This is a genomic window from Spartinivicinus marinus, assembly GCF_026309355.1.
Lineage (GTDB): Bacteria > Pseudomonadota > Gammaproteobacteria > Pseudomonadales > Zooshikellaceae > Spartinivicinus > Spartinivicinus marinus.
Map to the genome: position 1 here is coordinate 1 of NZ_JAPJZK010000004.1, position 18,052 is coordinate 18,052.

Annotated in this window: 26 protein-coding genes; 8 read left to right on the top strand and 18 right to left on the bottom strand. The window is 41.6% G+C overall.

The features are described from left to right. From OQE68_RS29815 to OQE68_RS29835, 5 genes are all read right to left on the bottom strand, one after another. The coding region (locus tag OQE68_RS29815; protein WP_266196018.1) for a substrate-binding periplasmic protein at positions 1 to 715 on the bottom strand (715 nt) is incomplete at its 3' end. A gap of 315 nt (positions 716 to 1,030) precedes the next feature. Further along, positions 1,031 to 2,515: a tetratricopeptide repeat protein gene (locus OQE68_RS29820; RefSeq protein ID WP_180571600.1), complete on the bottom strand. Its 1,485-nt coding sequence runs from the start codon at positions 2,513 to 2,515 to the stop codon at positions 1,031 to 1,033. Between the two features lie 605 nt (positions 2,516 to 3,120). Then, the gene (locus OQE68_RS29825; protein ID WP_180571992.1) at positions 3,121 to 3,504 is read right to left on the bottom strand and encodes a type II toxin-antitoxin system VapC family toxin; all 384 of its coding nucleotides are present in this window, start codon (positions 3,502 to 3,504) and stop codon (positions 3,121 to 3,123) included. Further along, a complete protein-coding gene (locus OQE68_RS29830) occupies positions 3,504 to 3,707 on the bottom strand; it encodes a type II toxin-antitoxin system VapB family antitoxin (protein ID WP_180571991.1) in 204 nt (67 codons plus the stop codon). Before OQE68_RS29830 ends, OQE68_RS29825 begins: the two co-directional genes overlap by 1 nt. Positions 3,708 to 4,228: 521 nt before the next feature. After that, a complete protein-coding gene (locus tag OQE68_RS29835) occupies positions 4,229 to 4,564 on the bottom strand; it encodes an HU family DNA-binding protein (protein WP_266196019.1) in 336 nt (111 codons plus the stop codon). Positions 4,565 to 4,827: 263 nt separating this feature from the next. On the opposite strand from OQE68_RS29835, the gene recD2 reads away from it, so the two are divergent. Further along, on the top strand, positions 4,828 to 6,981 hold the full coding sequence (gene recD2, locus OQE68_RS29840; RefSeq protein WP_266196020.1) for an SF1B family DNA helicase RecD2: 2,154 nt from the start codon (positions 4,828 to 4,830) through the stop codon (positions 6,979 to 6,981). Between the two features lie 7 nt (positions 6,982 to 6,988). Here recD2 and OQE68_RS29845 read toward each other — a convergent pair whose 3' ends face one another. Further along, positions 6,989 to 7,279, bottom strand: a complete 291-nt coding sequence (locus OQE68_RS29845; protein WP_266195975.1) for a MarR family winged helix-turn-helix transcriptional regulator — start codon at positions 7,277 to 7,279, stop codon at positions 6,989 to 6,991. Positions 7,280 to 7,359: 80 nt separating this feature from the next. Here OQE68_RS29845 and OQE68_RS29850 point away from each other — a divergent pair, with 80 nt between their 5' ends. From OQE68_RS29850 to OQE68_RS29860, 3 genes are all read left to right on the top strand, one after another. Beyond that, positions 7,360 to 7,560, top strand: coding sequence for a YhfG family protein (locus OQE68_RS29850; protein WP_219340270.1), 201 nt, complete (start codon positions 7,360 to 7,362; stop codon positions 7,558 to 7,560). Positions 7,561 to 7,818: 258 nt separating this feature from the next. Next, positions 7,819 to 8,097, top strand: coding sequence for a type II toxin-antitoxin system Phd/YefM family antitoxin (locus OQE68_RS29855; RefSeq protein ID WP_180571828.1), 279 nt, complete (start codon positions 7,819 to 7,821; stop codon positions 8,095 to 8,097). Continuing rightward, positions 8,088 to 8,510: a type II toxin-antitoxin system VapC family toxin gene (locus OQE68_RS29860; RefSeq protein ID WP_180571829.1), complete on the top strand. Its 423-nt coding sequence runs from the start codon at positions 8,088 to 8,090 to the stop codon at positions 8,508 to 8,510. Before OQE68_RS29855 ends, OQE68_RS29860 begins: the two co-directional genes overlap by 10 nt. 91 nt (positions 8,511 to 8,601) lie before the next feature. On the opposite strand, the gene OQE68_RS29865 is transcribed toward OQE68_RS29860, so the two are convergent. Next, the gene (locus OQE68_RS29865) at positions 8,602 to 9,177 is read right to left on the bottom strand and encodes a hypothetical protein (RefSeq protein ID WP_180571830.1); all 576 of its coding nucleotides are present in this window, start codon (positions 9,175 to 9,177) and stop codon (positions 8,602 to 8,604) included. Between the two features lie 116 nt (positions 9,178 to 9,293). Then, positions 9,294 to 9,908 (bottom strand): recombinase family protein, encoded by a 615-nt coding sequence (locus OQE68_RS29870; RefSeq protein ID WP_266196021.1) that lies wholly within the window; start codon positions 9,906 to 9,908, stop codon positions 9,294 to 9,296. Positions 9,909 to 10,143: 235 nt separating this feature from the next. Between OQE68_RS29870 and OQE68_RS29875 the strand changes: the two genes are divergently transcribed. Then, positions 10,144 to 10,422: a hypothetical protein gene (locus OQE68_RS29875; protein ID WP_180572105.1), complete on the top strand. Its 279-nt coding sequence runs from the start codon at positions 10,144 to 10,146 to the stop codon at positions 10,420 to 10,422. 8 nt (positions 10,423 to 10,430) lie between these two features. Here the strand turns inward: OQE68_RS29875 and OQE68_RS29880 are convergent, their stop codons facing one another. From OQE68_RS29880 to OQE68_RS29910, 7 genes are read right to left on the bottom strand one after another with little or no spacing between them, the layout of a single operon-like run. After that, entirely contained in the window at positions 10,431 to 11,927 is a 1,497-nt protein-coding gene (locus tag OQE68_RS29880; protein WP_266196022.1) for a terminase, read from the bottom strand. Beyond that, positions 11,920 to 13,035 carry a hypothetical protein gene (locus OQE68_RS29885; protein ID WP_180571427.1) on the bottom strand — a complete coding sequence of 372 codons (1,116 nt, stop codon included), beginning with the start codon at positions 13,033 to 13,035 and terminating at the stop codon, positions 11,920 to 11,922. Before OQE68_RS29885 ends, OQE68_RS29880 begins: the two co-directional genes overlap by 8 nt. Further along, positions 13,032 to 13,481, bottom strand: coding sequence for a hypothetical protein (locus tag OQE68_RS29890; protein ID WP_180571426.1), 450 nt, complete (start codon positions 13,479 to 13,481; stop codon positions 13,032 to 13,034). The genes OQE68_RS29885 and OQE68_RS29890 overlap by 4 nt, the downstream gene beginning before the upstream one ends. Continuing rightward, positions 13,474 to 13,704, bottom strand: a complete 231-nt coding sequence (lysC, locus tag OQE68_RS29895) for an Rz1-like lysis system protein LysC (protein WP_180571425.1) — start codon at positions 13,702 to 13,704, stop codon at positions 13,474 to 13,476. The genes OQE68_RS29890 and lysC overlap by 8 nt, the downstream gene beginning before the upstream one ends. Then, positions 13,673 to 14,011: a hypothetical protein gene (locus OQE68_RS29900; protein WP_180571424.1), complete on the bottom strand. Its 339-nt coding sequence runs from the start codon at positions 14,009 to 14,011 to the stop codon at positions 13,673 to 13,675. The genes lysC and OQE68_RS29900 overlap by 32 nt, the downstream gene beginning before the upstream one ends. After that, the gene (locus OQE68_RS29905) at positions 14,011 to 14,532 is read right to left on the bottom strand and encodes a transglycosylase SLT domain-containing protein (RefSeq protein WP_255491079.1); all 522 of its coding nucleotides are present in this window, start codon (positions 14,530 to 14,532) and stop codon (positions 14,011 to 14,013) included. Before OQE68_RS29905 ends, OQE68_RS29900 begins: the two co-directional genes overlap by 1 nt. Further along, on the bottom strand, positions 14,495 to 14,743 hold the full coding sequence (locus OQE68_RS29910; protein WP_180571423.1) for a hypothetical protein: 249 nt from the start codon (positions 14,741 to 14,743) through the stop codon (positions 14,495 to 14,497). Before OQE68_RS29910 ends, OQE68_RS29905 begins: the two co-directional genes overlap by 38 nt. Positions 14,744 to 14,939: 196 nt before the next feature. On the opposite strand from OQE68_RS29910, the gene OQE68_RS29915 reads away from it, so the two are divergent. The 3 genes from OQE68_RS29915 (at position 14,940) to OQE68_RS29925 (ending at position 15,729) form a co-directional block, all read left to right on the top strand. Then, on the top strand, positions 14,940 to 15,206 hold the full coding sequence (locus OQE68_RS29915) for a hypothetical protein (RefSeq protein WP_180571422.1): 267 nt from the start codon (positions 14,940 to 14,942) through the stop codon (positions 15,204 to 15,206). A gap of 83 nt (positions 15,207 to 15,289) precedes the next feature. Then, positions 15,290 to 15,466 carry a hypothetical protein gene (locus OQE68_RS29920; RefSeq protein WP_180571421.1) on the top strand — a complete coding sequence of 59 codons (177 nt, stop codon included), beginning with the start codon at positions 15,290 to 15,292 and terminating at the stop codon, positions 15,464 to 15,466. Positions 15,467 to 15,603: 137 nt separating this feature from the next. Next, positions 15,604 to 15,729, top strand: coding sequence for a hypothetical protein (locus tag OQE68_RS29925; RefSeq protein WP_255491078.1), 126 nt, complete (start codon positions 15,604 to 15,606; stop codon positions 15,727 to 15,729). A gap of 697 nt (positions 15,730 to 16,426) precedes the next feature. Here OQE68_RS29925 and ssb read toward each other — a convergent pair. From ssb to OQE68_RS29940, 3 genes are all read right to left on the bottom strand, one after another. Next, complete coding sequence (gene ssb / locus OQE68_RS29930) at positions 16,427 to 16,900, bottom strand: single-stranded DNA-binding protein (protein ID WP_180571420.1); 474 nt, start codon at positions 16,898 to 16,900, stop codon at positions 16,427 to 16,429. Next, a complete protein-coding gene (locus OQE68_RS29935) occupies positions 16,885 to 17,283 on the bottom strand; it encodes a putative endonuclease domain-containing protein (protein WP_219340231.1) in 399 nt (132 codons plus the stop codon). The genes ssb and OQE68_RS29935 overlap by 16 nt, the downstream gene beginning before the upstream one ends. An 84-nt stretch (positions 17,284 to 17,367) precedes the next feature. Continuing rightward, positions 17,368 to 18,048 (bottom strand): hypothetical protein, encoded by a 681-nt coding sequence (locus OQE68_RS29940; RefSeq protein WP_180571419.1) that lies wholly within the window; start codon positions 18,046 to 18,048, stop codon positions 17,368 to 17,370. Positions 18,049 to 18,052 lie beyond the last annotated feature (4 nt).

Below are 18,052 nucleotides of genomic sequence, written 5' to 3' on the forward strand. Positions count from 1 at the left end.
TCCTTATTTTTTTAATTTCTCCATTTTCTTGCATAATTCCTAATGCATTAGTTAGCTTTACTATTAAGTTTTTATTTTTTTTATGTATGTAATGATATAAATATTCCACAGATAAAGGTGTCTTAAATATATGTAGTTGATTAAATCGTTTATCTTTAATAAAGGAGAGATAGGTAGGGTAAGACCATACGCCAAAGTCAACCCTATTAAAATAAACAACATTCAATAATTGGTCATAGGTTTGAACTTTTTCAATCATTTTTAAATTATTTTTTTTCGATTCATCCTCAATATATAAAATACCATTCAATATCCCAATACTATGATTACTTAGGCTATTCCAGCTATCTATTTTGAGTGATTTTAATTTCTCTTTGTTGGTAAAAGCCAATGCAGATACATTGCCTACAGGGATCGGGATGATAACTAAATTTGGAAACTTCTTACTAATACCCTTGATACGGTAAAGTTCTCCGTCTACACGGCCAGCATTAGCTTCGATTAAAGATCTTTTCCATGAAGGGGAAGAGGTAATCCTAACTTTTTCCTTCGAAAGTTCATATGCTTGCTTAACGACTATCGAAATCACTTGTGAGTCAATATCTGTCTCAAAATCTGGGCCTGTAGATATATGCCAAATATTTTCGCAAACCCCATGAGCACTTAAAGATAAGAGTATCACTATCGATATGAATAAACGGAGGTACTGAGCCATCAAGCAGATCCTTGTTAGAAATCAAAGAGGATCAGCTACTAAGTATATGTAACCTATTGGTCTCACACCAACATAATATATGTGTTTGCTTTTCAGGTGTATAGCTAGTCTTTAATTATCATGGTGTAATTTGATGTTTCGTATCCCCTCGACAGCCGTGCGCTCGAAAGAGGTTTCGGCTAGAGCACACTTGCCAATGGGAAACGGTTAATTTATAAAAAGTGTTAAAATCTATGTGGCACTTCTTATAATAATGCTTCTCTCAAATTAAAGTAATACCTCTTATAGGGATTGCAGGGCGATAATTTCCAGAGATTAGAGTGCTTGATGTTTCTCAAGAAATTTCCTGCTTTGCTTGAGACTCTCTCTAATATCTTTCCCTTTTGTTTTTTGTGCCAATTTTTTTACTGAAGGAGCGGCAATCTCAAATAACTTCTTGTAATAGAGTTTGGCTTTGGTGGAATTACCCGCCAGCTCGTTCGCATAGCCAATCCCATAAATGCTGTTTAAACGATTCGGTGAAATAGCAAGACTGGCTTCATAAGCACTTATAGCATCCTGATAGTTTGCCGTTAGTATCAGCATATCTCCCAGTAGTTCTCTGGCAGGTAGCACCACTCCGGGTGTGACGGGGTGTTTATCGACAGAGTCTTCAAGATCTGCAGCTTGACGCATCATGGCAAGAGCAGTCTTAGTGTCTCTTTTCAGAAAATGAATCCAGGCCACGACAGTTTTGCGCTGGGCCTCCACCAATACTGCCCAGTAGTTACTACCCGCCTGCTTGGTTTTTGCGTAAAGCTGGTCCATCATCTGAATACTCTGCTGGGCTGATGCGAGATCCCCACTTCTTGCCGCTCCTAGGCCTTTGGCGAAATAACTAATCGCCTCCACCTGGGGAAATTTCTCCCAGGGAAAGCTTTCGGGCACGCGAGATTCTAATTGTGCAGCCTCTTGCCAGTAATGGCGCTCCAGTGCAAAACGAGCTGGCATTGAAGCTAAGGCATAGGCACTGACGAAGGTTTCCTGGTGCTTGCTAGCGGTTTTCATTTCCTTAAGTGTTTTTTTAGCCGCTTGGTCATCCCCACCTTGTAAATGGGCATAGAGCAAATAATCCAAAGCATGTAGATAGTGGTGGGAGATAAAATCTCCAGCAGGATAATTCAACGCTGCCTTTGCGGACCGCTCATTCCATTGAACTACATCAGGCCAGAGGCCTATACGGACAAAAATATGGGTGGGCATATGGAGTGCGTGGGGTACATCTGGGGCGATTTTATCGTAAGCGCGGGCAGCAGTAATAGCACGATTAGCAAGCATGGGGTTGTCATAGGCGTGAATCGTATAGTGGATTACGCCAGGGTGTTGGGGCTCTCGTTGATAAAGCTTTTCCAACAGTTTTCCCGCCTCTTTTTGGTGGCTATAGGATTTATCCTCTTTGGGAGCAGTAGCGAGATGAGAGAGAGCGTAAAAGGCCGCAGCATTGATATCATCGGGGAATTGTTGAAATGTTTTGTGTTGCGCCGTTTCCCAGGCGGCAATCCGTTGAGGGTGTGTTAGAGATTGCCTGTTATTAAAAAATGCTTCTGTGGCAGTAATATAGCTTTTCTCCCGTGGGCTGATAGTTTGAATGGTTTTGGCTTTATTTATTGCCTGCCAGCCCTCGTCAAGTTTCTCCTCACTGGGATGCCCCGGCCACAGGGGCTGAAACAAAGTCATCGCAACCCCCCAGTGGGCCATAGCACAACCGGGCTCCTGCTGAGTTAAGGCGGTAAAGTGTTCTTTGGCCTGTGCGTACATCATATGGTGTAGCAAAGCCAGAGCGCGCTCAAATTTTTGTCGGGCCTCATCACTGCAGGAAATGTGAAATTCAATTTTACCGATATTTTTACGGTCGGTTTTTATGTTGTTGTCCTGATGTGCAAAAGAAGTGGTGAAGCAAAGAAAGGTGTTAAGAGTGATAAAAAAAGCTATTAACTTAAGTTTCATTGCTCGCCCCCTCAAAACTTTTACGTCGATCTATTGCATAGCATAGATAATATTTCTAGAGAAAGTGCAGAGGGGATTACGTAATTGAGGGTGCATAAAAATTTCACCCGTGCGATAAGTAACTACAAGTGGTCAAGTAAAACCCGCCAAAATCTCCTGCTTTAAAGTTATAGTTATTGGCAGCCCCGAATTAAACTTAACTACCTCATAAATGCCATCACCCTTGGCCAACCAGATATATACCTGATTTTTTAGCTAAGTGGGCTAAATCTGTCAGGCCGTCGTCGTAGAACATCTGTGACACTGCTACACGGCAAAAGGTGTACATAACTTGTGCTATCTATGGGTTTTTGTTAGTGTTGGCCCGCCTTGAACTGGCCATAACAGACAAGGTACTAGGAGGGCTGAGCCTCCTAGTTTTAATTTGATAGAGCTGGCTGATATCTCACGTCGAAGCGTTCAGCTAAGCTTGCAAGACGCTTATCAAGTGTCCATAACTTAGCACCAGGGGTAATCAGTGTAGAAGCAAGTAGCGCTGTGTCCACTAAACCACATCCTTTCCCATACAACTTTTCACGCTCAATAAACTCGATCACTTCGTTCAAGCTAGCTTGATTGGCTGGTTGTAAAAGCCCAATGTCGTTGAGTGTTCTAGAGCGAGGGGCTGGAGGAGTCCCGCAAGCAAGCTCAACTAAAACCATTGGATGAGTCAATGCCAAGTCAATCTGAATAAGATTAACCAAGGCGTTGTTTCGGTTTCTGAAGTGATCGACCCATACAGAAGTATCAACAAGCACGCTCATTATTCAGAGGGCTCCTCGCGTCTGCGAGGAATATCCGGCATTTCAGGTGCTGCACCACCTAAAGCCGCAAGGCGTTTAGCTGCTTGTACTCTTACGAATGTTTTGACTGCTTCTCTGAAAAGCTCTGACTTATCCATATTAGGGTCAGCCATTTCCAGAGCTTTGTCATATAAGGCATCATCAATAGTCACTGTAGTACGCATGGCAATATCCCTGAATCAATATTGATGTAATTATGAATCAATATTATCATCTAAGCAAGATTTGAACTCATCAACGCCGCCTTGCCATGGCTATTAGGATTGAAGCTCGTTAATTATGAGCATTGAATCAGTTAAAGCAGGTGGGATCTTTTTGCTCTTGTAGCTGATCCTTATCTCAACATCAAAAATAAGGAACATTACGAAGACGCCTTCGAGAAAAAAACTCATCAAGCGCCTGCTGATGTAGCTATATTGCTGCTAATCATTGATCAACACCAATCAAAGCTTTCAGACTTTCCTGAAATTGGTGATAAAACCTTGATGTCTAAAGCGAAACTTAACTAAGCAGCACATCATTGCTTTAAGTAAACGATTTGGTATTAGTCCAGGGCTGATTTTTGAGTCTGTAATTTAAATTGGCAAAAAACGGACTTTTTAAGTTGGTGTTGACAGTATTAAGTAATGTCTGTTTAACCGTCAATAAAGGCTTTACTGCAAAGGCCTTTATTGATGTAACTCAACTATGATAACGCATAGTCTTTTAGGCGTTTTAACGGTGTTACTTTAACTTGCACTGAGGCTGGTTTAGCCTTAAACATCATTTCTTCTCCTGTAAAAGGGTTCACTCCTTTACGGGCTTTGGTAGCAGGCTTTTTCTTAGTCACTATTTTCATCAAGCCAGGCAGGGTGAACTCACCACAACCCCGTTTCTTAATGTGTCGCTCCATCAAATCAGTCAGTTCATCAAGAACAGCTGTGACTTCTTTTTTTGTCAGCCCGGTGTTTGCTGCTAACTCAGCTAATATTTGTGTTTTTGTGTATCGATCTTTTATCGCAGGGAGTTTTTTTGTTGTCATGTTGAGCGTCCAGTGCTGGTTATTGGATGGCCAATAGTTATTGATAGCAGATACCTTGAAGCTGGTAAATAGGTTAGAAAACTATAGAACAAGATTTCTCTGGTTGTAGCTGTCCTTTCAGATTAACCGCCCAGACAATTAATTCACTCTTTTTAATTAATACTCGTATCCGCTAAAATGGGCTGCATCAGTGTAGTATTAAAATAAGAGACTCAGTTATTAACCACTCCCAGCCCATTCACCAACACCAGCCGTTAATTCATGTGTCAGGCCCTGTCGAGCGGGTCACCTTTCACAGTGAAGCATCTGGCTTTTTTGTCATTCGCGTCAAAGTCAAAGGCCAGCGAGACCTGGTGACTGTCACCGGCAATACCCCTTCAATTACAGCAGGTGAATATATTGAAACTACCGGCATTTGGATTAATGACCCCAAGCACGGGGTTCAATTTCAAGCCAAAACCATCAAGACGATTGTGCCAACAACATTAGAAGGCATCGAAAAATATTTAGGTTCTGGGATGGTAAAGGGAATTGGGCCTCACTTTGCAAAGCGGTTAGTCAAAGCCTTTGGAGACGTAGTTTTTGATGTGATTGAGCAAACCCCAGAACGCTTGTTGGAGTTAGAGGGTATTGGTAAAAAGCGGCAAGTAAAGATTACCTCCGCCTGGGCTGAACAAAAAGTGGTGCGGGATATTATGGTGTTTTTACAGTCCCATGGAGTGGGTACTTCAAGAGCCGTACGCATTTATAAAACTTATGGTGATCAAGCCATCCAAAAAGTGCAGGAAAATCCGTATCAGTTGGCACTGGATATTCATGGAATCGGCTTTAAAACAGCCGACCAAATTGCCCAGAATATCGGTATTGCGCCTACTTCATTAATCCGAGCTCAGGCGGGGTTACGCCATACGTTGCAGGAGTTTTCTTCTCAAGGTCATTGTGCCCAGCCTATTCAGAATTTACTCAAAGCAGCAGAGTCTTTGCTGGAAATCCCCCAGCCAATTTTAAGCGAAGCATTGGCTAAAGAAATTACCGAAGAGCGTTTAAAGCCTGATCAAATTAACGAACAAGAAGTGGTATTTCTTACTCCTTTGTACCGAGCAGAGCAAGGGGTGGCCAATCATGCACAACGACTTCTACAGGGGCAAACACCCTGGGGTAGCATTGATATTGATGCCGCTATTCAGTGGGTTGAGCAAAAAAACGAAATAACGTTATCCACCTCGCAACGTTCAGCTGTTGAAACCGCTGTTAATCACAAGTGTTGTGTCATTACAGGCGGCCCAGGTGTCGGTAAAACTACGACGGTCAACAGCATTCTTAAAATTATTAAAGCCAAAAAGGCTTCTGTTTTATTATGTGCGCCGACTGGAAGGGCGGCAAAGCGGCTAAGTGAGTCAACGGGATTAGAAGCGCTTACCATTCACAGGCTATTAGAGTTTGACCCATCTGCTTTTGATTTCAAACGTAATCAAGATAATCCACTAGAAACAGACTGCTTAATCATTGATGAAACGTCAATGGTCGATGTAGTGCTGATGAATCAGCTATTACGCGCAGTACCTGATTACGCTGCCGTACTTTTAGTGGGGGATGTTGACCAGCTGCCATCTGTAGGGCCAGGTTCTGTTTTAGCCGATTTTATTGAGTCAGGACAAATACCCGTGGCTCGCTTAACAGAAATATTCAGGCAAGCCGCCACTTCAAAAATTATTACCTCTGCCCATGCAATTAATCGGGGGAAGCCTCCTTATCCTTCAAAAAAAGGCGAGGATACCGATTTCTTTTATATTACTGTGGACTCTGCAGAAGCAGCACAAGCAATGCTCATGAAGGTAGTCACTGAACGGTTACCCAAGCGGTATGATTTTCATCCTATTGATGATATTCAGGTGCTTTGTCCAATGAACCGAGGGGGGCTTGGTGCACGCAGTTTAAACATTGCCTTACAAAGTCAATTAAATGGAGACCAACACCCACAAGTGACCCGGTTTGGCTGGACTTATGCGCCTGGTGATAAAGTCATTCAGACTATTAATAACTACGACAAAGAAGCCTTTAACGGCGATATTGGCCGTGTTCAGCAAGTAGACCTGGAAGAAAATCAATTATGGGTAGATTTTGAAGGGCGACAAGTGGAGTATGTATTTAATGAGCTGGATGAATTATCACTGGCCTATGCCACTACAATCCATAAATCACAGGGCTCTGAATATCCATGCGTTGTCATTCCCATGACTATGCAGCATTTTATGTTGTTAGAGCGAAACTTGTTGTATACCGGTGTTACTCGTGGCAAACAAATGGTTGTGTTGATTGGCGAAGCTAAAGCAGTAGCCATGGCCAGTAAGCGGCTAACCTCAGCAAAACGCCTTACTAATTTGGTTAATCAATTACAGCTATCTGAAGTTGGCTAACCCTTCGCTACAACCTTTGTAACAAGGATTTGCCTTTTGCCGTTAGCCATATCAGCTTAAAGCGCTGATCTTCCTTGCTTTGTTTGACCTTAATTAGCTTCACATCACCACTTCCTTCCCTACCTTCTTCTAGGCGGCGGATAGTGGTCGCTACGTTTTTTTCATTAACACCCATAAACTGGGATAACTCGGAAACTGAGCAGCCTTCGTTATCCTTGATTGCCATTAAAGTGGCCAGTGTTCGAACCGTTATACGAGGGTGTTGCATCGACAGTTTGGTAAGCTTTTTAGTGTTCATTATAGGTACTTCTTTTTTATTTCAACTTGAAGTATCAATAAGGATGGCAGGAAGCCCAGAAATATCAAGGCTGTTAGCCTATGCCTCTTCAATTACGCTGTGTTATCTTAGGCGAAGCGATGACAGATCAAGAACTCAATAAAAGAAAAGCCTATTTTGCCAAAGTTAGGTTAAATAATTACCAGGCAAGTTTGCGGCTAGAAGGTATTGAGGTGCCGAATATTCCACCCGCACAAAACAAAGCTAAGATACTAGAAAAATATAAGGCCACAAAATCTTGATGTTACCCAATACCTTATATCCACCACGAACAAGCTTTAGAGTAAACAGAGTTGGAGTTATCCATGCTTACCCGCTTCAATTCTGATTATAAAAAGCGTTGGACAAAGACAGTACTAACGATTTTTGGCTAAGTTATTTTGTGGGCTTTTGGCAAAAAAGTGACCTCCTCAACCTTTAAGATAAAATACATATTTTACATACTATATGTATTTTATGTATAATTAGACATATCAACTATTTAGCAAAGGTGTTTTGTTATGGACTGGCAACATGATTCAATTTCAGCCACTGAATTGGCCCGTAATATGGCATCAGTGATAGATAAAGTAAGGGTGTCAGGCCATAGCGTGTACATCACGAAAGGCTCACAAACTGTAGCAGAGCTAAGTCCGCCGCCTAAACAAGGATTTCCAATTGAACAGCTTGGCAGCTTACTGGAAAGTTTGCCTTCTCTGGGTAATGATGCTCAACAAATGGCTGAAGATCTCAAAGACGCCCGAAGCCACGCTGATTTGCCGGAGAACCCATGGGACTAATCATTGATACCAATGTGTTTATTGACGCGGAAAATGGCCGTTTAGATCTCAGCATATTGTCTGGGCTTTCAGCTCATGGTGATGCGTTTATTGCGGCAGTTACTGTTTCTGAGCTATTAGTAGGTGTTCACATGGCAAAAACGGCTGATATACGTATCAGACGTTCTGCTTTTGTAGAGGGCATTATTAAACATATTCCTATTATGGAGTTTTCAATGTCAGTCGCCAGAACCTATGGTGAGCTCTATAGCCATTTTTTAAAGCCTCGCAATAAATCAGCAAAAAATGTTCATGACCTGCAAATTGCTGCTACTGCTATTTCCCATGGTTTTGCAGTACTTACCAGTAATGTTGAAGATTTTGAAAAAGTACCAGGTTTAAAAGTGGTTAAACCAAACTCTAAAAATAAATAATTATTTGTATTTAGATGTTTCCTCGGTGAGCGTGTGTATTTTAATTTTTCTATATAGAAAAATATATGCACTCTAATCAATGCAAGCGTTGTTAATTATTTGATAAAACCTCATCTAATACTTCCCAATCCAACGAGGCTGGCTGAACAGGGTCAGCTTCCTTAATATCATCACCATGCAAATACTTATGTAGAAAATTAACCATACTAAATATTTCAAGCGCTCGAAACCCTCTCACATCACCACTGCCACTATAACAGTCTTGGACATAGACTAATTTAGCTGCAATCACATGAAGCCTTTCAGAGCTAAGTAACTCAGACATATGTTCACGTTCATCTCTATGCAACTTACAAACTATATTTTTTGAGATATCGTGCTTGATATCCATCAAGTTATCTTGACTAAAGTCATTCGATAGCGATGAGGTTGCATTTTTTAATACTTCATTGATGACAAGTAAGAAATTGATAGGATCCTGGAGCTTTTTAGCTTCTATATAAACAGTAGAAGCAAGCACTTCGCCATTAAATTCCGTTGAATTAGGATTTACCACCCCAGGATTGGTTTTACACAGTTCATTAATATGTGCAAGTGGTTTACAGGATGTATATTTATGCTCAACTTCGAGTTGACTAGCACGATTAAATAGCATCGATATTTTCATAAAGCAATCATTTATTTTGAATTAATTATTTGTATTAGGCTTATAAGGATTAATAAAACACTATTCATACTTGAAAAGCTATTAGAATATGGCTGAAAATCACCAACTTTCTAAGATCACTTTATATTTAGCACTTTTTTGCCATTCTCTCTTAGCTCACCATTAGGGCCAACGTAGCTATACAGCGCTGGCCTGGTAATTTTCAATTCCTGGCATAGTTCGCTGACTGAAGTATCGCGGTTTTGCATGGCTACTTGAGCCAACCTCACTTGTGCTTTGGTGAGTTTGAATTTACGGCCACCCACTCGGCCTCTGGCTCTTGCTGCTTTTACGCCAGCAATGGTCCGTTCTCGGATTAGTTCACGCTCATATTCAGCTAATACCGCAAATATCCCAAATACTAATTTGCCGCTTGCTGTGGTGGTATCAATATCAGCCCCCTGACCTGTTAGCACTTTAAAGCTGATGCCTTTTTTATCTAAATCTTGTACAATATTTACCAAATGTTGTAAGTCTCGCCCTAAACGGTCTAGTTTCCAAACAACTAATACATCTCCCTCACGTAGGGATTTTAAACAGTTCTCTAAGCCGGGTCGATCATCTTTTTTCCCTGATGCCTGGTCTACATAAATTTTGTCAGGGGATACGCCATAAGCAGTTAATGCATCCTGCTGTAAGTCCAATACTTGAGAACCATCTGATTTAGAGACACGGGCATAGCCAATCAACATAAAACATCCTTTGTATGATTTTTAATCTGATTAGTAAGTTAATTAATCGTTCGTTTGCTTAACACTAAAAGAAGACCTGTAGATGTGGTAACATGTCGTAAATTAACTTGTTAATTAATCAAAGTAAACCAAACCAATAAAAACTATTATTAATTAACTTATCAATTAGGCGATCAAACGATCAAAACTTAACCATCTCTATCCTTATTATTAATGGTTAACACAAGGGGGTTGCATGACTCCGAAATTACATTGGGTTGAGGAGCCCGATAGCACCTATAAATTTTTTATTGGAGATATAGAAGTGACTGAGCCCAAATGGCTAAAAACACCCGTCAAAGTGCCATATCATTCAACCAATCGCGTTGTCAAAGCTCTATCAGTTGGGGTAAAAAAAGCGTTTAATGTCGTCCATAATTACCCGCTGACTATTGACGATTTAAACGGGTTTATTCCCAGCGATGCTGTCAGCACGCCCGCTTACTTAAAAATCATGAGCCTTGATGGCCCTTAATTTATTTATCAGTGCGACAAGCTTTGTTTAGCCCAGGCTAATAGTTCATCACTACTATTGGTGTGGTCTAACTCCATGCCAGCCGGTATATAGTCGACTAACCAGGCCATAGCGTAAGTATCAAAAATATCCGGGGATTTAATGCCCTCCGCTCGCATTTTTTCTTTTGATTCGATACGCCACTGGCCAACCTCATTAAATTTATAGGGAATTTTCACAAACTGATTTAGCGTTTTTTGTTTTACTGAATAGTGGTCATTTAAACGCAAGCGGTTATCGCGCAAGGCTTCTTTTACCATCACTGATGCAAAGTCGCGCTTACTTCTAAACCGAATTTTCTGGGTTTTACTATGGACCGGGGTGCCCCAGTGAATCCGAATAACATCAATCCCCCTTTTTTCCAGGGTTTGAGCCGTAATTAATCCGTAGCCGTCAGCATCTACTCCAATTGTAATATTAGGGTATGACTGGGTTTCTTTTTCAACAATTTCCGCAAACTCAACCCCATCCACACCAGTATTCATTTCCAATAATTTTACGGACTCAGCTACCCGCTCATCATCAAAGCCCGACACCTTGAGTATGTTTAATACTGAGCTGTCGCGACCTTCACCACCTGCTATATCTGCAATGGCAATATAACCCCATTCCGATCGGTGCTCGACTTCATTTATAAAGCCTCGGTCGACATCATCACGACCTATCAGCATACCCTCAGCTTGTTTAGTGAAAGCGCCCAATACGCGAATGCAATATTCTGGTGATTGACGACCACCGTATTGTTTTACTTTTTCAACTATATAAGACTGAGTGACCAGGGGGCTTTCTTCACTGTTAAGCTGAAATGCCGTAAAGCCATGATCATCAGGGCTGGTTTTAGCTAGAGAGTGGTGTGATTCATAAAAATAACCCGTAATGCGAGTAGGCTGGCTTAGTAAGACTAATCGGTTATCCGTTTGTGTGAGTGCACCAGTGATGTAATCAAATGCCTTATCTGATAAGCCTGAAGCCTCATCGACGATATACAACAGGTGGTCAGCGTGTTCGCCTGCCAGTGCTTCCTCATTACCTAATCGATAACCTTTAATACCAACAGACCATGACTTTTGAAAACCAACGGCGTAAAATTGCTCCGCCGTCAGCGTGAAGACCTCATCCAGCCACGGAAATCGGTTGACGGCTTTTTGCCAATAGTCTGCTAAATATTTAAATATCCCGATTTTTACCTGCTCGACCTTATTTGCCGTGATAACTACCCGCGCCTTTGGATAGGTGGTCATAAAGGCAATAATCAACATCGCTAGCAAACTGGATTTACCGGTACCATGACCAGATGACACCGACACACGACACCCTTCTTGTTGTATTGAGAATGCTAACGGGCACTGCTGGTGAGTTAAGTGCATCCCACAAACATCTAATGCCAGGCGCTCCCAGTCATGTCGATAGCGGGCAACATAAGCCGGGTATTCTGGGGAAGATAGCGCTGTTTTGCGCTTAGCCATTTTCCTTACGCCACTCCGTTAACCATGCCTGGCGTTCTTGTAACCATTTCGCTTCTTTTTCTTGCTTGGCTTTGTTTTCAGCACACAAGGCGTCTAGTTCTTCTTCAGAAATACCAGGCTCAGTCTCGGGCTCGGTATTATCGAGCATTTGTTTTACTTGCAGTTTGAGTACGTCAGGTAGCGGTATGCCTTGCCCTTCTAATTGATAAGCTGCTTGTATTGGGGAAATACTGTCGTCTTTGAGCTGCTGGAGTACTTTAGTTTGAATCGTGAGCTTATCACGCTTCGTCAGATCATCATCATTTTTCAGCTTTTCATGTAAGTTAGTGAGCTGGTTTAGCCGGCCCGTTAGCCGTTGAATAATGCTGTCGAAGTCGGGCCGCCTTCTGATTTCAGTGCGGCTATTCGTAGGGGCCGTGCCGTTATCACCTTCCATATCAACAACCTCACTGACTGGCAACTCGGCTTCTTCTTCATCGATGGCATGCTCTAAAGCAACAGTGCGAGCTAGGCGAATTCGAATTAAATCCATTTCACCTTTAATCGAGCGCTGTAAATGTTGGTTGTTATTACAAAATCGGCGCTCTTCATCGGTATAAAAGCGACTGTATAAACCATGCTCATAACGATTTTGGTTGCCTTGAGGTGCCCCAGCGCCTGGACGCTTGCCCCCGCGACCGTTTGATTGAGTGTCACATTTAACTATTTTATTTTTTGGGGAGTCGATGGTGCCATTTGTCCCCCCAACAGAAAAATTATCTTGCACATTATTTATAACATTTGCGCATTTTTCAATTTGCGCACTTTCATCACCATCATTTTGCGCATTTTGGTAAATTTGCGCAGTATTTTTGCGCACTTTAGTCGACTTTTGCGCAGTTTTTTTGCGCGTTTCTATTTCTAATTGCGCGTGTTTTTGCGCAGTTCCTGTCGCTATTTTTTCCAATGCTAGTTCTGCTGCAGCCTTTGTAATATGGCGTCTAGCAGTGTTCCACCGATCGTCACCGACATGCTCATCATACCACTTGCGCGGACTAATTTTTGTCTTTGTCCACGATTGCGCATATTCTTTAATTAATTTATCCCAATAGTCTTTACCTTTACTCACACTTCACCTTTCAAATGCTCAAATGATTGTAGGATTTGGGTTAATTGTTTGTTCGCTTGCTCAAGTTCTTCGTTACGTAATTTCAGTTGCTTTACTTCTTCATGTAAGGCACGGTTAGCCCGGTCCAGGTTATCCAGCTTCAGCCGCATGGTTGATAAAGCCTGCTCAAATTTCTGATTTTCAGCCGTGAGCTTTTCTTCATAATCGTTTTTGATGTTAGTGACAGTAATATCAAAATGTTCTCTAACCGAATCAATGACGCTGGCCTGCATATCCACCAGGCTTTTACTGGCATTCAACAGTGCTTCTTTTTCTTTCGCATGGGTTAAATTCTCTTCTTTTTTCTTGAGAATAAACTTCCAAAACCCAGTGTTACCTAGAATGGCACCGGCTACAGCGGCACTACTGGTTAATATAATATTGGTGGTATTTAACAACTCATTCATGGCTAGACTCGCTTTCACTCCACTGCTTAATGGCTGCTTTATCCGCATTGCATTGATCAATCACTGCTAATGCTGTTGTGGTTAGCGTTAATAATTCTTGATTGGTATGACCTGTCAGCTCTGGCTTAGGGCAAGGTTGTAGCCACTCGACAGGTGGTACCTGCCGGATAATCACTGGTTTAATGGTGGGTTTAGGGGTGATCAGTGAACAGGCGGACAACATAATCAGGCAACTGCTGAGTATTCCAAGTCGTTTTGTCATGAGCTTTGATAGTGGCTAACGCACGGTTTAGTTGCTGTTGAATTGTATCTAGATTGGCGGCGCGTTCTTTGGCGATTTGCCGTTGTTGATTCAGTGATTGCAGTAATTGATGATTCGCTGCTTGTGATTCCGATAGCTGATTGACTAATTGCTGATTTTTATTTACCAGTAACTGTTGTGTGTTTTTCAGATCCTTGACTTGCCAGAATTGCAGCAAGCAACCTGAAAATAATAATGTACCAATAATAAATATTGCTTTATTCAGCATTAACCTACCAACATGGATACCCAATAGCGCCAAATACGTTTAACGTAAGTTGTCGTTTCTTTAGCATGATGACTAGTCACGTTGGGAAGACACTTAATAATCAGTTGATACAGTCGTGCATTGTTACAGCGTTTCTGTGCTTTCAGAATATTACCGGCACCGGCATTGTATGAGGCTAATGCCAATGAATGTTTGTCTGCTGCTGGTCGTGGTGCCGTCCAAAACTTACGCATCTTAGCCATGTAAAAAGCGGAAGCTTGAATATTACTTTCTGGGTCAAACACCAGGTGTTTATCTAGCTTCAACTGTCGACTGATATCAGACCAGGTACCCGGCATAATTTGACCAAGCCCTTGTGCGCCAGCCGGTGATACAGCATTGGGCTTAAGTCGAGACTCTTGATAGAGCTGGGCTTTAAATAATCGCCAGTCAATCTCAGGTAAATATAACTTACTCGCTGACCGAATCATTTCATCGTATTGATCAGGAAAAAATGGTGCTGATAAGCCAGCACACGGCAAAGAAACGCATACCAAAATACAAAGCCACCGCCGTAAAAAATTGGTTTTCAATTGCATTATTTAGCCACTCAGAAAAAGAAATTTTTGCGCGTTTATCGTAAATTCGAAGTAATGCTAATGAGGCGGATATTGCGATTAATAAATACGCTAGTTTAATGCTGAGCGTGAAAATACCAAGAGATTGGTATAAGTCAGTAGAAACTCCATCCATTAATACACCTCTGAATGGTTGCTGATTCGATCAAAATTAACTCAATTCACGCTGATCTACGACTTAAGTATTACAAAAAAAATGTGTTCAATGTGCGCATTTATATAATATACTGCTTGCCGTCATCAGCGAGTAATGAATGTATCACAGATGACTTTTTAACCTGGATGATAAAAAAATATTGGAATGTATGGATATGTTTAGAAAACGAAAGGATCCAGTTATACCAAGCTGTATCAGTGCCTATCAACGCACGATTTTAGCCATGGAACTGACCGATTCAGTGAATAATGTTGTACTCACTAATTGTGTCATGGGCCTGGGTTATGAAGCAGGAACAGCGCTTTGGTATAAAAAAATGGGTAATTTAATTGTGCCAGCTACTATGGATTTTATTTTAGAGGGTGCACTAGATGAAGCAGGAATAGATGTCGTGAGGAATAAACCAACAGCAAAAAAGTAAAGGCAGGAGTTTTGGTCAATCTTTGCACGGACAACCAAAACCCCCTAGTCACCAACATCACCAATTAAAAAAGGAGTCTGCCAATGACTGAGGCTGAATATAACACAGTGCGCAACTTAAAGGTAAGCCGCCCTATACCATCCGACTTAATCCCAGAAGTTTTACGTTATGCCTGTACCTGTAAATCCATAGTAGGTAAGGCCATTATCAAACGAATTGCTGATGAGATTGAGCGCAATAATCAACTAGTACCTACATGACCAACAACGAAAAACTAAAAATTGTACAAAAGGCCTTCAAATTGAAGGCCCATGAAGTTGCTGTAATTTGTTTCTGTTCTAGTCGCAATACAGTTACAACCTGGCGATCAAAAAAAGGGACAGGAAGATATAGAAATATGCCTACCTCAAAATGGGCTCATTTAGAAAAATATTTAATTGAGCAAGGCCTAGTAAAAAATAAAGCCGATTTAGACCGCTTACTGGAAGAACACAGTACACAACCAATTACTGAAGACGACTGATAGAGTATGAAGATTCAGGCTGATTTGTTTGTTTAATGGCTGCTAAGTATAGCACTTTTCTTGGCCAGCGGCTTTGCAGTGCGATGACATCAAACAAGCAGCCAACTTACTACACGTTATGCACAAGGTTATCCACTATAACTGTGGAAAACTGGTTAAAATACATTCACTTTTGAGAATAAAAGTCAATATTGGAAATGTTAGTTTGTGGAATACTATCTATGAAGTTAAGCAAAGGCCCTTTTGCGGGCCTATACCAAGCTCCTCGTTAGAGGAACATGCCAGATATTACCATTTCTGGTAACAGGGTACTTATACTACAGCTGAGCCAACCGCCCAACATGTTTTTAATTATTAGCTTATTCTTACAAACAACGCCGTTACTCAAAACTAGTCTCAGCTGGAATGATCACTTTAATCAGGTATTTTCTACTTTGCTTGGGCAGCTTCTTGCTGTTACTCGCCACTCTAACTGCCTTCTTACAGTTATTACATTACCTGGATGCACATAGCTGGGTCAGCTTTAACTTTAGTATCCTGCATGACCGACTACCTCACCTACTCCACTCACTATTACATGACATCAATATTGGAATATTCAGCTTTATAGCTGGAACAGTGCTTTTAATTTCTTATGTTGCAATTGGTCGTCTTGAGCAACGACAACGCCGTATATACTGAGCAGCTTTCAGACCGCTCAAAAAGGGATGTCATCCCAGTCAGCTGGCGGTTGCTGATAATTTTGCTGCGCCGGCATAGACATCGACTGTTGTCCTGCTGCTGGCGTATTTTGTGGTGCCTGATAGTTTGTTGGTTGTTGTTGATTCTGTTTAGCCTGGCTATCGATTCTTTGCCACTGATCTGCAACTATCTCAGTGGTATATCGGTCTGAGCCATCTTTAGCCTGCCATTTGCGGGTTTTTAATTTCCCCTCCACATAGATTTTTCCACCCTTTTTTAAATATTGGGCAGCTATTTCAGCCAGCTTTCCAAACAGAACTATTTGGTGCCATTCAGTTTGGGTTTTAACTTGTCCAGTTTGTTTATCTTTCCACTTTTCCCCGGTTGCCACACTTAACCGGGTGACAGCGGTGCCATTTGGCAAATATCGCGCATCGGGATCTGCTCCAAGATTGCCTACCAGAATTACTTTATTTACGCCTTTTTCCATCGAAAGCCTCGCGATTCTAATGCTCTGACCGTGTAATCAAATGCACTCCCTTCCCTAACCATACGGCTATCAAAGCGTAATACTGACCAGCCTTGAATCGCTGCTTCAGCGTATTTTTCACAATCCTGATAAAACCCAGTAGGCGTTAGGTGCCTGGATTTAAGGGTTTGGCCAGATTTAGTACGTCGACCATGACTGTAGGTACCCCCTTCCAGCTCCACAGCCAGGTTGTAATCCAGGAATACAAAGTCAAACCGCCATAACCGCTTAGGATGAAATCGATATTCACTCATAAACTTGGCAAAACCTGGAATATTAATTTGATGATGAAATAAGTTTTCTATTCTGGACTGATTAGATACAGCTGATTTTGAGGTAGCCATTTGATTCACTAAAAATATAGTAGCCTCCTATTTTACCTGAATAACTCAACGACCCACGACGATAAATAAATATCGCATTAACGATTAAATACTTGCTGGCAAATGCTGCTGAGTAATGGTGTGAACCCAGGGTGACGAGTCTTTTAGCCCATAATCCAACTCCATTAGCAGGTTATTTAACTCTTCTGCCCCTTCACCTGAAAACCCGCCATTTCTTTTTTCAGCAATGTTGGTAATCAATGTCAGTTGCATACAGTGTTGTTGGATATGATTTGCCAACTGCCCAAATAGAGTGTCCTCCATTGGTGCTGCAGGATAACGTTTAGCAATGCTAATAATATCTGCTTGAATGTGAGTGGCTTCACCCACCAGCTGTCGTTCTAACTGGCTCATTTCTTCCACTTCGAAGGTATCTATCACATTGAATCCTGCTCGAATCAACAGGTGGTCAGAAGGTTCGTAATGACCTTGAAAGCAAACAATATCGCCATTTTCAAACTGTTGCAGCGTTGAAATAATATCCTGTTGAGTAAAGGCTCTTGTTCCCACCACAATAATGCTGCCGTTGAATAATAATATTTGCTGATTGGCATTCATGTAATCACAGAACTGCTGAAACGCTTCCTCACCTTTAGCGGTTAATGCATCGTTACCTGCTAACCAACAGCAGGTGTAATGATCCATTCCCAATTCCACATCCAGCATCATGCCGCCTTCAGCATCAATGGGTCCAATAATCTCTGTGCTTTTGATTTTTTTAGCCATGAAA

Excerpts from the sequence above, each read along its gene's own strand:
- OQE68_RS29940 (WP_180571419.1), bottom strand. The coding sequence starts at position 18,048 with ATGGCTAAAAAAATCAAAAGCACAGAGATTATTGGACCCATTGATGCT.
- OQE68_RS29935 (WP_219340231.1), bottom strand. The coding sequence starts at position 17,283 with ATGGCTACCTCAAAATCAGCTGTATCTAATCAGTCCAGAATAGAAAAC.
- OQE68_RS29875 (WP_180572105.1), top strand. The coding sequence starts at position 10,144 with ATGACTCCGAAATTACATTGGGTTGAGGAGCCCGATAGCACCTATAAA.
- OQE68_RS29845 (WP_266195975.1), bottom strand. The coding sequence starts at position 7,279 with ATGAACACTAAAAAGCTTACCAAACTGTCGATGCAACACCCTCGTATA.
- OQE68_RS29900 (WP_180571424.1), bottom strand. The coding sequence starts at position 14,011 with ATGCTGAATAAAGCAATATTTATTATTGGTACATTATTATTTTCAGGT.
- OQE68_RS29890 (WP_180571426.1), bottom strand. The coding sequence starts at position 13,481 with ATGAATGAGTTGTTAAATACCACCAATATTATATTAACCAGTAGTGCC.
- OQE68_RS29865 (WP_180571830.1), bottom strand. The coding sequence starts at position 9,177 with ATGAAAATATCGATGCTATTTAATCGTGCTAGTCAACTCGAAGTTGAG.
- OQE68_RS29920 (WP_180571421.1), top strand. The coding sequence starts at position 15,290 with ATGACTGAGGCTGAATATAACACAGTGCGCAACTTAAAGGTAAGCCGC.
- OQE68_RS29910 (WP_180571423.1), bottom strand. The coding sequence starts at position 14,743 with ATGGATGGAGTTTCTACTGACTTATACCAATCTCTTGGTATTTTCACG.
- OQE68_RS29820 (WP_180571600.1), bottom strand. The coding sequence starts at position 2,515 with ATGATGTACGCACAGGCCAAAGAACACTTTACCGCCTTAACTCAGCAG.
- OQE68_RS29860 (WP_180571829.1), top strand. The coding sequence starts at position 8,088 with ATGGGACTAATCATTGATACCAATGTGTTTATTGACGCGGAAAATGGC.
- OQE68_RS29835 (WP_266196019.1), bottom strand. The coding sequence starts at position 4,564 with ATGACAACAAAAAAACTCCCTGCGATAAAAGATCGATACACAAAAACA.
- OQE68_RS29925 (WP_255491078.1), top strand. The coding sequence starts at position 15,604 with ATGCCTACCTCAAAATGGGCTCATTTAGAAAAATATTTAATTGAGCAA.
- OQE68_RS29915 (WP_180571422.1), top strand. The coding sequence starts at position 14,940 with ATGTTTAGAAAACGAAAGGATCCAGTTATACCAAGCTGTATCAGTGCC.
- OQE68_RS29855 (WP_180571828.1), top strand. The coding sequence starts at position 7,819 with ATGGACTGGCAACATGATTCAATTTCAGCCACTGAATTGGCCCGTAAT.
- OQE68_RS29825 (WP_180571992.1), bottom strand. The coding sequence starts at position 3,504 with ATGAGCGTGCTTGTTGATACTTCTGTATGGGTCGATCACTTCAGAAAC.
- OQE68_RS29870 (WP_266196021.1), bottom strand. The coding sequence starts at position 9,908 with ATGTTGATTGGCTATGCCCGTGTCTCTAAATCAGATGGTTCTCAAGTA.
- OQE68_RS29880 (WP_266196022.1), bottom strand. The coding sequence starts at position 11,927 with ATGGCTAAGCGCAAAACAGCGCTATCTTCCCCAGAATACCCGGCTTAT.
- OQE68_RS29830 (WP_180571991.1), bottom strand. The coding sequence starts at position 3,707 with ATGCGTACTACAGTGACTATTGATGATGCCTTATATGACAAAGCTCTG.
- OQE68_RS29850 (WP_219340270.1), top strand. The coding sequence starts at position 7,360 with ATGCCTCTTCAATTACGCTGTGTTATCTTAGGCGAAGCGATGACAGAT.
- ssb (WP_180571420.1), bottom strand. The coding sequence starts at position 16,900 with ATGGAAAAAGGCGTAAATAAAGTAATTCTGGTAGGCAATCTTGGAGCA.
- lysC (WP_180571425.1), bottom strand. The coding sequence starts at position 13,704 with ATGTTGTCCGCCTGTTCACTGATCACCCCTAAACCCACCATTAAACCA.